This window comes from Mesorhizobium sp. M4B.F.Ca.ET.017.02.2.1 (genome assembly GCF_003998955.1).
Taxonomy (GTDB): domain Bacteria; phylum Pseudomonadota; class Alphaproteobacteria; order Rhizobiales; family Rhizobiaceae; genus Mesorhizobium; species Mesorhizobium abyssinicae.
In genome coordinates, this window is record NZ_RZOF01000199.1 from 1 (window position 1) to 11,681 (window position 11,681).

Consider the following 11,681-nt stretch of genomic DNA (forward strand, 5'->3'; position numbering starts at 1 on the left):
GCGCCAAGCTGGTGATGCCGGGCTGCAAGATGGACGGTGCCTCGATCTATGAGCTGCTCGATACCGAGAAGGTCACCTTCAGCGCCGCCGTGCCGACGGTTTGGATGATGCTGCTGCAATATCTGGAGGAGACCGGCAGGAAACTTCCCCATCTGCAGAAGGTCGTCATCGGCGGCTCGTCCTGTCCGCGCGCCATAACCCAGAAATTCCAGGACAATTACGATGTCCATGTCATCCATGCCTGGGGCATGACCGAAATGTCGCCGCTCGGCACGCTTTGCACCATGAAGCCGGAATATGCCGGGCTGGAGGGCGAGGCGCGGCTCGATATCCAGGGCAAGCAGGGCTATCCGCCCTTCGGCGTCGAGATGAAGGTGACCGACGACGAGAACAATGCGATGCCCTGGGACGGCAAGACCTTCGGGCGGCTGAAGGTGCGCGGACCGGCCATCGCGCGCGCCTATTATGGCGGTGTCGGTTCTGAACAGTTCGACGCCGAGGGCTGGTTCGACACCGGCGACGTCGCCCATATCGATCCCGGCGGCTACATGCAGATCACCGACCGCGCCAAGGACGTCATCAAGTCGGGCGGCGAATGGATCTCGACCATCGATCTGGAGAACCTCGCCGTCGGTCACCCCGATGTCGCCGAGGCGGCGGCAATAGGCGTTCCGCATTCGAAATGGGGCGAGCGGCCGCTGCTGGTCGTTGTGCGCAAGCCGGGCAAGGAGCCGAGCAAGGCCGACATCCTGACCTTCATGAGCGGCAAGGTGGCCAAATGGTGGATGCCCGACGACGTCGCCTTCGTCGGCGAAATTCCCCACACCGCCACCGGCAAGATCCAGAAAATCACCTTGCGTGAGCAGTTCAGGGATTATCGCTTGCCAACGGATTGACGGGATGGGCGTTTTTGAGGCTTCTGGCAGCCGTCAAAGGCTCTAAATATCGTTCGGGTTGGTGCGGCGGATCATGGTTGTTATTGCTGAACGGCAGACGTCGAGTGCCGCCGGCTGGTCGCGGCGGACAGCGGCTTTTTCGCTGGTCCTGCTCTTGACAGTGCTTGTCGGCCATCAGTTCGACCTCGTCGAAACGCCTGTATTCCTGTGGGTGCTGGCGATCGTTGCGCTGCTTGCCGCCTTCGCCCTGCTGTTTGCCGGCTTCGCCCTGTCGAGGCTCTGGAATTTCGGCGATCGCGGCGGGCGCGACCTCTCGGTCGGCGCGCTGCTGGCGCTTCTGGTGCTTGCCCCCTTCGGCGTCGCCGCCTACTGGGCGACGACCTCGCCGCCGCTGAGGGACATTTCGACCGATCTCGACGATCCGCCGGTGCTCGACACATCGGACCGGACGGCGGACATGAACGTGCTGTCGCCGCCCACGCCCGGCGAGCAGCGGCTGCAGGGCGATGCGGATAGCGACATCGGCGACAACGCCGGCCGCATCGTCGATTTCCTTGGCGAACTCGACCAGGAGGTCGCCGGCCAGGTCGGGCCCGCGCCGGCCGAATGATGGTCATGCCGCCGGCGTGAAAATGCCGTCGATGGCCGCGTCGCCGTCGGTGGCGACGAGGCTGCGCGCCACCAGGTCCTCCAGATGCGCAAGCACCGACAGGCCGGCGGCGCCGTGCAGGCGCGGGTCGGTGTCGCGATAGATCGCCGCCACCATCTCTTTGATCGTCCGGTCGCCGCCGCGGATGCGCTCCAGGATCGCTCGTTCGCGCATCTTGCGATGCGTCTTCAGCCCGCGCATGAAGCTGCGCGGCTTGGTCACCGGCCCGCCATGGCCGGGCAACAGCAGCCGGTCGTCGCGCTCGATCAATCGGTCGAGCGAACTCATGTAGTCGGCCATGGCGCCGTCCGGCGGCGCGACGATCGAGGTCGCCCAGGCCATGACATGGTCGGCCGAAAAAAGGATGCCCGTCCCTTCGAGCGCGAACGCGGCGTGGTTGGCGGCATGGCCGGGCGTCAGCACCGTCCTGATCGCCCACCCGTCGCCATGGACCAGCGCGCCGTCGGCGAGCGCGACGTCCGGGATGAAACCCATGTCGGCGCTGGCGTCGAGCGGATTGACTTCGCCGATTCGCAGCGGCCGGGCCGGGCGGTGCGGGCCTTCGGCAAGCACGACCGCGCCGGTGCGCTCCTTCAGCCGCGCTGCCAGCGGGGAATGGTCGCGATGGGTATGGCTGACGAGGATATGGCTGACCGGCCTGCCGCCGATAGCTTCGATCAGGGCCTGGAGATGCGCGTCGTCGTCCGGACCCGGATCGATCACCGCCAGCGTTTCGCGGCCTATCACGTAGCTGTTGGTCCCGTGGAAGGTGAAAGGACCGGGATTTCCGGCGGTGACGCGTTGCACGTCCGGGGCGACCGTCACCGCCTGGCCGTAAGCGGGATCGAAGCGTGTGTCGAATTTGAGGGCCATGAGGCGACGCGAAGCTCCGTTCCGTGAGACGGCAAAAGCGATTGCCGCATAACACGGAAGCCAATATAGGAAAAAGCGAAGCCGCATGTCGGCGGCTGTCCGAATGAGGAATACCATGGCACTTGCAGCAACGATGCGTCCGCTTGTTTCTCTGGCACTGCCCAAAAAGGGCGCGGCGCGGCTGGCCACGCAGCTTTTTCTGGCGATCGTCGGGACGCTGCTGCTCACCTTGTCGGCCAAGACCAAGGTTGTGCTCGGCCCGGTCGACATCTCGCTGCAGACGCTGGCCGTGCTGCTGATCGCGTCGGCGTTCGGCCTGCGCCTCGGCGTCGCCACGCTGCTTCTCTACATGGCCGAGGGCGCCATGGGCTTCCCGGTCTTCCAGGGCACGCCGGAAAAGGGCATCGGCGTCGCCTATATGCTCGGCTCCACCGGCGGCTATCTGGCCGGCTTCGTCCTCATGGCTGCGATTGTCGGCTGGGCCGCCGACCGTGGTTGGGACCGTCACCCGGTCAAGCTCTTCAATGCCATGCTGGTCGGCGAAGTCGTCATGATGGCCATGGGCTTTGCCTGGCTGGCAATGCTGATCGGCGCCGAAAAATCCTGGCAGTTCGGCGTCGTGCCCTTCATCGTCGGCGACCTGATCAAGGTGGCATTGGCCGCGGCCCTGGTGCCGGCGGTCTGGTCGCTGCTGCCGAAGCGGCCCTGAAAATCTGATCGAAAGATCGCCCGAAAAAGCCGGCGCTCACCCGCCGGCTTTTTTGTTCGCTATTCGAAAGCGTTGGGAATGGTACTGAGCGAGCACCGACATTGACAAGCCATCGTGCGAAACCTAAGCACGGGCAACTTGATTTCAGGGCGGGGGCCTCGGCAATTCAAGGAGAGCTTGTTGAAAGGAATTATCCTTGCAGGAGGCAGCGGAACACGGCTCTACCCGCTAACATTAGCCGTCTCTAAGCAAATACTCCCGATATACGACAAGCCGATGATCTATTACCCGCTGAGCGTGCTGATGCTTTCGGGCATTCGCCAGATTCTGATCATTTCAACGCCGCGCGACTTGCCGGTGTTCCGGGAGTTGCTGGGCGACGGCTCCGAATTCGGGCTGGAGCTGTCCTACGCCGAACAGCCCCACCCCAATGGTCTTGCCGAGGCGTTCATCATCGGCCGCGAGTTCATCGGCAAGGACAGCGTGTCGATGATCCTCGGCGATAACATCTATTTCGGCGAAGGCTTGTCGCAGCTTTGCCGCACGGCGGCGGCGCGCGAAAGCGGTGCGTCCGTCTTCGCCTATCATGTCGACGATCCCGAGCGCTACGGCGTGGTATCCTTTGACAGGGTCAGCGGCACTGCCTTGACGATCGAAGAGAAGCCGCAGAAGCCGAAGTCCAACTGGGCCGTCACCGGCCTTTATTTCTATGATAACGAGGTCATCGACATCGCCTCGACGATTAGGCCCTCCGCGCGCGGCGAGCTCGAGATCACGGCGGTCAACAATGTCTATCTTGGGCGCGGGCAACTGCAGGTCCATCAGCTCGGCCGCGGCTATGCCTGGCTCGATACCGGCACGCATGACAGCCTGCATGAAGCCGCATCCTTCGTGCGTACCATCGAACACCGCCAGGGCATAAAGGTCGCCTGCCCGGAAGAGATCGCCTTCGAGCAGGGCTGGCTTGCCGCCGACAAGGTTCTGGAGCGCGCCATCCGCCTCGGAAAGAACGAATATGCCGCCTATCTTCGCAAGCGGGTCATGGATCTGACGGAGGACCAGGGTGCTTGAAATCAGGCCGCTCGGCCTCGACGACGTTGTGGAGATCGTGCCGAAGCGGCACGGCGACGCACGCGGCTTCTTCATCGAAACCTACAATGCCGAGCGCTTTGCGGAGGCCGGCATCGACCTGCGCTTCGTGCAGGATAATCACTCCTATTCCGCCGCAGCGGGCGTGGTGAGGGGGCTGCACTACCAGCTACCGCCGCGTGCCCAGGACAAGCTGCTGCGCGTGGTCCGCGGCAGCATCCTCGACGTTGCGGTCGATATCCGTCGCGGCTCCAAGAGCTTCGGGCAATGGGTCGCCCTCGAAATATCGGCCGAGAAGGGCAACCAGATCCTGGTGCCGAAAGGCTTCGCGCACGGCTTCGTCACGCTCGAGCCCGACACCGAGGTCTTGTACAAGGTCACCGACACCTATTCGCCCGAGCACGACCGGTCGATCCGTTACGACGATCCCGCCATCGGCATCGAATGGCCTGCGATATCAGGCGGATACCAGCTTTCGGACAAGGATCTCAAGGCGCCGGCGCTTGGCATGGCGGAGGTGTTCGCATGAGAGGGTTTCGTGAGGAAGGCCGCGTGAATTTCCTGGTGACTGGCGGTGCCGGCTTCATCGGCTCGGCCGTATGCCGGCATTTGTGCGCCAATCCGGCCTATCGCGTGACCAATCTCGACAAGCTCACCTATGCCGGCAACCTTGCTTCGCTACGGCCGATCGAGAATGCACACAACTACAGGTTCGAGCAGGCTGACATTTGCGACGAGAAGGCGGTGCTCGACATATTGCGTCGCGACGACATCGACATCGTCATGAACCTGGCAGCCGAGAGCCATGTCGACCGCTCGATCGACGGGCCGGGCACCTTCATCGAGACCAACATCGTCGGCACCTACCGAATGCTGAATACGACCTTGGAATACTGGCGCGGCCTGCCGGAGGACCGCAAGAACCGTTTCCGCTTCCACCATGTCTCGACCGACGAGGTGTTCGGCGATCTCCCCTTCGACGGCGGCATGTTCGTCGAGGAGACGCCCTATGCGCCATCCTCGCCATACTCTGCCTCCAAGGCGGCCTCCGACCATCTGGTGCGGGCTTGGCACGAGACCTATGGCTTGCCGGTCGTACTCTCCAACTGTTCGAACAATTACGGGCCTTACCATTTCCCCGAGAAGCTCATCCCGCTGGTCATCCTCAACGCGCTCGACGAAAAGCCGCTGCCGGTCTACGGCGCCGGCGCCAATGTGCGCGACTGGCTGTTCGTGGAGGACCACGCACGCGCGCTGGAGCTCGTCGCGACAACGGGGCGGCCGGGCGAGAGCTACAATGTCGGCGGCAACTCCGAGCGAACCAATCTCAGCGTGGTCGAAACGATCTGCGATCTTCTCGACCTGAGAAGGCCGCGCGCCGGCGGCGGGAGCTACCGAGATTTGATCTCTTTCGTCACCGACCGGCCCGGCCACGACCGCCGCTACGCGATCGACGCCTCCAAGATCGGTCGCGACCTTGGCTGGACACCCAGGGAGAATTTCGACAGCGGCCTGGCAAGGACGGTCGACTGGTTCCTGGACAACAAGTGGTGGTGGGGCCCGATCCGCGACCAGCGCTACAACGGCGAGCGCCTGGGCCAGGTGCTGGGTGAGAACAGGAAGGGCGCGGCTTGAGGATCGCTGTCACCGGACGCGAGGGCCAGATCGCCGCGAGCCTGCTGGAGGCGGCGCAAGGACGCAGCGACATGGAAGTCGTTGCCGTGGGCCGGCCGCAACTCGACCTTGCGCGGCCCGAGACCGTGTTCAAGGCGCTCGAAGCATCGCGGCCCGATATCATCGTCTCCGCAGCCGCCTACACCGCCGTCGACAAGGCCGAGGACGAGCCCGACCTGGCTTTTGCTGTGAATGCCGAAGGCGCCGGCGCGGTCGCCGCGGCGGCGGCTCGGCTTGGCGTTCCCGTCATCCATCTTTCGACCGACTATGTCTTCGACGGCACCAAGGACGGCGCCTATGATGAGACCGATGCGCCAGCGCCGCTCGGCGTCTACGGCGCCTCCAAGCTCGCCGGAGAAGTAGCGGTGGCGGCAGCCAATCCACGCCACCTGATCCTGCGCACGGCCTGGGTCTACAGCCCCTTCGGCAGGAACTTCGTCAAGACGATGCTGAGGCTGGCTGGCGACCGCGACGAGATCGCGGTGGTGGCCGACCAGTGGGGAATCCCGACGTCTGCGCTCGATATCGCTGATGCGATCTTGCATGTGGCGGCAGTTCTGCACGGCGACCCAAGCTTTGCCCCCTTCGGCGTCTATCATCTGGCGGGAACCGGCGAGACCACTTGGAGTAGCTTCGCCCGTCATATCCTGGACACAAGCCGGGCGTTTGGTGGCCCGCATGCGCGGGTGACGGACATCGCCACCAGCGATTATCCTACCAAGGCGCGCCGCCCGGCCAATTCGCGGCTGTCGAGCGCGAAATTCGTGGTCGCGTTCGGGTGGACCGCGCCGGAGTGGCGGGAGTCAGCGGAGGCGGTTGTGCGCCGTCTTTTGCAAGGCGAGACGAAACAGGCATTGAGAGCATGAACAAGCATCCGTCCCCCGAACAAATACTCGGTGCGACGCCCGGCGCGCAGCCGGCCCTTCAAGCCGCGCCGAAGAAGCGCGCCAAGGCTAAGCCAGCGAAGCGCACATGCATCATGGTACTTGGCATGCATCGTTCAGGCACCAGCGCGCTGACGAGGGCGATCAGTCTGCTTGGCGCAGAGCTGCCGAAGAATATGCTGGGGTCCAACCCTTCAAATCCGACCGGACATTGGGAGCCGCAGCGTCTTATCGACCTGCACGAGCGAATGTTGGCAGAGGCCGGTAGCCGTTGGGACGATTGGCGGCCCTTCAATCCCGATGACCTCGGAAGTGAACGCCTGCAATTCTACAAGGCCGAGATCGCGAGGTTGATCGACGAGGAGTACGGCAGCGCCTCGCTTTTCGTCATCAAGGAGCCGCGTATTTCGCGTTTCGTGCCGCTCTATGCGGATATCCTCGAACGGATGCGTATCGACGTTCGCTACGTGTTGATAGAGCGCAATCCGTTGGCGGTGATCGCTTCGCTGGCAGCCCGGGACGGATTCACGGCCGGCTTCAGTTCTCTCCTTTGGCTTCGCCACGAACTGGGCGCTGAGCACGCGACCCGCGGTCGGCCACGCCTCTTCCTGTCCTATGAAGGTCTGCTTGATGACTGGCGACCAGGGATCGAGGCGGTCACCAATGCTCTCGGGATCGATTGGCCGCTGCCGAAAACGGAGTGGCATGCGCCACTTGCCGGCCATTTTTCGAAGGGCCAGCAGCACCACGTCGCGGGCGTGGATCAACTTGAAGCCGATTCGAATGTCGATGCGTGGATCAAGCAAACCTATGGCGCGATGAGGGCCTTGGGCGAGAACGAGGCTGACGACTCAGCCATGCTGCGGCTTGATGCGGTGCGCGCTGCCTTCGACAGTCACAATCCTGTCTTCGGAGAGGCGTTCTTTTCAGAACTGTCGGCGCGCGAAAAGGCTGCGGCCGCGAAGATCGCCCTGCAACGTCGCGCAATCGATGAACAGACGGCCGAGCTGGAGAGGAACCGGGCCGAGGCAATTGCCGGGGAAGCTCAATTGACCGAGCAATCGAGCGATCTTGCTCGTCTGGCCGAAGGGCGGGCGATGGATATTGAAAAGATCAGGATGGAGGCCGCCGCCCGCGAGGCGGATCTGCAGGTGCGGGTCGACCGCGAAGCATCGCGGGCCTATCAAGCGGAGAGGCGAATTTTGGCGGCGGCCGAGGAACTGGAGGGTTTGAGGGCGGAAATAGGCAAAATCAGGAAAAGCCTTTCGTGGAAAGTGACATATCCGGCAAGATATTTGAAGTCGATGATAAAGAAATGAATGAAGGTCGGAAGATGCCAAAAGAAGTCGCCCTCGTTTCGATCATCATACCCGTAAAGAACGGATTGCCGTATGTTGTGGATGTTTATAAGATGATCGCGGAACAAGATGTTGACTTCGAATATGAGGTCATCGTTATAGATTCTGGATCGACAGATGGCTCATTGAAGGCTGTTCCTCTTGATGACGAACGGTTTCGACTTGTAGAAATTCCTTCTGTTTCTTTCGGTCACGGGCGGACGAGGAATCTCGGTGTAGAACTCGCGCGAGGGGAGCTGTGTGTATTTCTGACGCACGACGCTGTGCCGGCCAATTCTAGGTGGCTCGCTGAACTCGTCAGGCCGCTGCGGGAAGATTGTCGAATCGCTGCAGCGTTCGGCAGGCATATTGCGCATCGCAATGCCTCGCCATTCGCGGCCTGGGAACTCGAAGCGCATTTCGCGGGTCTGAGGCAGTGGCCGGTCGTCTGGATATCCGATGCACGGGAATATGCAAAGAACCAAGGTTTGCGTCAGGTTTTTCATTTCTATTCCGACAATTCATCATGTCTCAGGAAATCTGTTTGGGAAAAATATCCCTATCCGGACGTGTCTTTTGCAGAAGATCAGCTATGGGCAAAAATGATTGTTGAAGCTGGGTACAGAAAGGCATTTTCATGGGATTCGATAGTTCATCATTCTCACGAATATTCTTTCTGGGACAGGCTCTCGAGGAGTTACGACGAGTCAAAGGCATTGCACGAATTGTTTGGCTACAGGCTAGCCTCGTCTAAGTACGAAGTGATACGGCAAATTCTTCGTACGACTGCAAGAGACCTGAAACTATCGTTCATCAACGGTTGGGTTTTCTCCAATTTCTGGGCTGTCGCAAAGCAACCGTTTGACAATGTTGCGCGTCAGGTCGGCTACTACCTTGGGGCCGCGAACTTGTCCTTCGTCGAGCGAAACGAAGCGAAATTCTCTCGAGACAAGCAGCTGATGGGACGTTGATCGCAAATGATTTTGAACAGTCTCAGGAGATTTCGGGCCGTTGCGGCGCGCGACGGCCTTAGGGTCGCGACGCGGAAGGCGATCAATCGAGCGGCCAAAGGTATACCCGTTGCCCTGCAAGGCAAGATCGACGTTTTCCGCCACTACGAGACCTTGCTGGGCGAAGAGCAGGGCTTGGGGATCAAAATATCCTCGAACAATGTGCCTGAAGGGTCAATGACTTGGTTGGTCCCGGATTTTAATGCTTCGTCCGGAGGCCACATAAACATTCTGCGGTTCATGGCTCTACTGAGCGAGAATGGCTTTCCCGAGCAACGCCTTGTCGTCGTCGAACCTCATCGGTGGAATTCGAACGCGGAGGCGCAAGCCGCATTGAACGCGGCCTTCGGCGACAACGGCATTGTTGTTTCGTTGGGCGCGCGATCGATTGAGCCGTGCCAGTATCTCGTGGCGACTGGGTGGCAGACCGCCTACTGGGTGTCGAAATATAAAGACGCTGCCCAAAAACTATATTTTGTACAGGATTTTGAGCCTGCGTTTTACGCCCACGGGACGGAGTATGTGCTTGCCGAAAATACCTACAGGCTCGGGCTGACAGGGATCACGGCTGGCGGCTGGCTTGCCGACAAATTGCACGATGACTATGGGATGAGGACGGTATCTTTTGATTTTGCTTGCGATCTTGAACTGTATAAGCCTCAGCCAAAACGTCCTTCGAAAACAAAGCACATTTTTTTCTACGCCAGGCCGGTGACGCCCCGGAGATGTTTTGAACTCGGGCTTTTGGCGTTGAAGAAAGTTTGCGAACGGGTGCCAAACGCGGCCGTCATCTTCGCGGGATGGGATGTCAGTGGCTATGAAATCCCTTTTCATCATTTGAATGCCGGGACCTTGGCGGTGTCGAGCCTTCCCGACCTCTATTCGCAATGCGACGTTGGCTTGATCCTGTCGTCTACGAACCTGTCGTTGCTTCCGCTGGAGATGGCTGCCTGCGGTTGCCCGCTCGTCATAAATCGCGGCGCGCATGCCACCTGGCTGCTGCCGGAGGAGGAAGTCTACTACTGCGACATGGACGTGGATTCTATCGCTGCGAGGCTCGTGGAAGCACTCGAGGACACCGAAGAAACGGCAAAACGTGCGGCTCTAGCGCTGAAACGAGCCCAAGGCAGCAGTTGGGAAGCGGAAGCCGAGAAGATTTCCGTGTTCTTGAGAGAGCTAAAATGATAGGGATATTTGGAGGAACCGGCTTTATTGGTCGTAATCTGACCGACCATTTGAATGCAGCGGACATGCAATATCAGGTCTTCTCTAGGCGGGAGGCTCTTGGTGTCGGCGCACGAACAAAACTCATAGATTTTGAGAGACCAGAAACATACGTTAAATATTTGAAAGATCTAAAGTCCGTAGTTCTTCTTGTAAGCGCATCGGTACCAAGCACATTTGCAAATGACATTGCGTCAGAAGTGAGAAGGAACGTCGTCCCGTATTCACAGTTTCTTCAGGCAGCGCGAGTTTCAGGTATCCAGCATATTGTATATATATCGTCAGGTGGAGCCGTTTACGGCCCACCGCATTCGTCAACCATTTCCGAGGATCATCCTACCAATCCGATAAGCCCGTATGGCTGCGGCAAATTGATGGTGGAGGAGATGATTCGAACGACGTCGACCGAGGGACGATGGACGTACACGATTATCAGGGCGTCTAATCCGATAGGGCGCTATCAGTCATCAGAAAAAGGACAGGGTCTTGTCGCGCGTGCCCTCGATGCTGCGATTTCGAACGGCGTTCTGGAGATCTGGGGTGATGGGACCAGTTTGCGCGACTACGTAGATGTCAGGGATCTCTGCGAAGTTATAGTGCGATCCATCAAGGTGGATGCGGCGAGGAATCAGATCTACAATGTTGGAATGGGAGAGGTGTACAGTGTAAGAGAGATAGTTGATCTATGCTCATCTATATCTGGTATTAATATAAGGACAAAATACGTCAAAGAAAAGAGCTTTTTGGTAAAGGATGTAATATTGAAAATTGACAAAGTGCGCCGGCAGCTGGGGTGGATGCCGAAGTTCGATATTCGGTCATCCATCATGGCAGAATTTGCTCATGCATCTGCATTGAGTTCTCCTGAGGCGCCCTACAATCTGTCGATTGATGAGTAATCGGTTTACAGCCTTCGAAAGTGTTCCGAGAGGAACTTAACAGAGAGAGCCACCGATGCTCGCACTCCCTTTTTCGCTAATCACCTCTCTTATCCGCCGCGAGATCACAGGCCGTTATCGTGGCTCGGTGCTCGGGCTGTTCTGGTCGCTGCTCAATCCACTGTTCATGCTGGCCGTCTATACCTTCGTTTTTGGATTTGTGATGAAATCGCGGTGGACGATGCCTGATCAACAAAATGCTCAGCATTCGACAGGCGAATTTGCGGTGATTTTGTTTTGCGGGCTGATCGTCTATCAGTTTTTCGCTGAGGTGGTGTCGTTGGCTCCTGGACTGATCGTGGCCAATGCAAGCTACGTCAAAAAGATCGTCTTCCCGATCCAGATACTGCCGGCGGTTTCGGCGGGGGCTGCGCTGTTTCATGCGGTGGGCAGCCTAA

13 protein-coding genes are annotated in these 11,681 nt (G+C 59.7%); 12 read left to right on the forward strand and 1 reads right to left on the reverse strand.

The window, feature by feature from the left end; genetic code table 11:
- Both EN738_RS21625 and EN738_RS21630 read left to right on the forward strand, forming a co-directional pair.
- A partial coding sequence (locus EN738_RS21625; protein ID WP_145966895.1) for an AMP-binding protein occupies window positions 1–896 on the forward strand: 896 nt, incomplete at its 5' end.
- 73 nt (window positions 897–969) lie between these two features.
- Window positions 970–1,506, forward strand: a complete 537-nt coding sequence (locus tag EN738_RS21630; RefSeq protein WP_127285493.1) for a hypothetical protein — start codon at window positions 970–972, stop codon at window positions 1,504–1,506.
- Window positions 1,507–1,509: 3 nt separating this feature from the next.
- On the opposite strand, the gene EN738_RS21635 is transcribed toward EN738_RS21630, so the two are convergent.
- Entirely contained in the window at window positions 1,510–2,418 is a 909-nt protein-coding gene (locus tag EN738_RS21635) for an MBL fold metallo-hydrolase (RefSeq protein WP_127285494.1), read from the reverse strand.
- 115 nt (window positions 2,419–2,533) lie between these two features.
- Here EN738_RS21635 and EN738_RS21640 point away from each other — a divergent pair, with 115 nt between their 5' ends.
- From EN738_RS21640 to EN738_RS21685, 10 genes are all read left to right on the forward strand, one after another.
- A complete protein-coding gene (locus EN738_RS21640; protein WP_127285495.1) occupies window positions 2,534–3,127 on the forward strand; it encodes a biotin transporter BioY in 594 nt (197 codons plus the stop codon).
- Window positions 3,128–3,307: 180 nt separating this feature from the next.
- The gene (rfbA, locus tag EN738_RS21645) at window positions 3,308–4,198 is read left to right on the forward strand and encodes a glucose-1-phosphate thymidylyltransferase RfbA (protein WP_127285496.1); all 891 of its coding nucleotides are present in this window, start codon (window positions 3,308–3,310) and stop codon (window positions 4,196–4,198) included.
- On the forward strand, window positions 4,191–4,745 hold the full coding sequence (rfbC, locus tag EN738_RS21650) for a dTDP-4-dehydrorhamnose 3,5-epimerase (protein ID WP_127285497.1): 555 nt from the start codon (window positions 4,191–4,193) through the stop codon (window positions 4,743–4,745). The genes rfbA and rfbC overlap by 8 nt, the downstream gene beginning before the upstream one ends.
- Before the next feature lie 23 nt (window positions 4,746–4,768).
- Window positions 4,769–5,851, forward strand: coding sequence for a dTDP-glucose 4,6-dehydratase (rfbB, locus tag EN738_RS21655; protein WP_127285503.1), 1,083 nt, complete (start codon window positions 4,769–4,771; stop codon window positions 5,849–5,851).
- Window positions 5,848–6,756, forward strand: a complete 909-nt coding sequence (gene rfbD / locus EN738_RS21660) for a dTDP-4-dehydrorhamnose reductase (RefSeq protein WP_127285498.1) — start codon at window positions 5,848–5,850, stop codon at window positions 6,754–6,756. Before rfbB ends, rfbD begins: the two co-directional genes overlap by 4 nt.
- Window positions 6,753–8,093, forward strand: coding sequence for a sulfotransferase (locus EN738_RS21665; RefSeq protein ID WP_127285499.1), 1,341 nt, complete (start codon window positions 6,753–6,755; stop codon window positions 8,091–8,093). The genes rfbD and EN738_RS21665 overlap by 4 nt, the downstream gene beginning before the upstream one ends.
- Window positions 8,042–9,082 carry a glycosyltransferase family 2 protein gene (locus tag EN738_RS21670; protein WP_127285500.1) on the forward strand — a complete coding sequence of 347 codons (1,041 nt, stop codon included), beginning with the start codon at window positions 8,042–8,044 and terminating at the stop codon, window positions 9,080–9,082. The genes EN738_RS21665 and EN738_RS21670 overlap by 52 nt, the downstream gene beginning before the upstream one ends.
- A 6-nt stretch (window positions 9,083–9,088) precedes the next feature.
- Window positions 9,089–10,306 carry a glycosyltransferase family 4 protein gene (locus tag EN738_RS21675; protein ID WP_127285501.1) on the forward strand — a complete coding sequence of 406 codons (1,218 nt, stop codon included), beginning with the start codon at window positions 9,089–9,091 and terminating at the stop codon, window positions 10,304–10,306.
- Window positions 10,303–11,244, forward strand: coding sequence for an NAD-dependent epimerase/dehydratase family protein (locus tag EN738_RS21680; protein WP_127285502.1), 942 nt, complete (start codon window positions 10,303–10,305; stop codon window positions 11,242–11,244). Before EN738_RS21675 ends, EN738_RS21680 begins: the two co-directional genes overlap by 4 nt.
- A 55-nt stretch (window positions 11,245–11,299) precedes the next feature.
- The coding region (locus EN738_RS21685) for an ABC transporter permease (RefSeq protein ID WP_189605920.1) at window positions 11,300–11,681 on the forward strand (382 nt) is incomplete at its 3' end.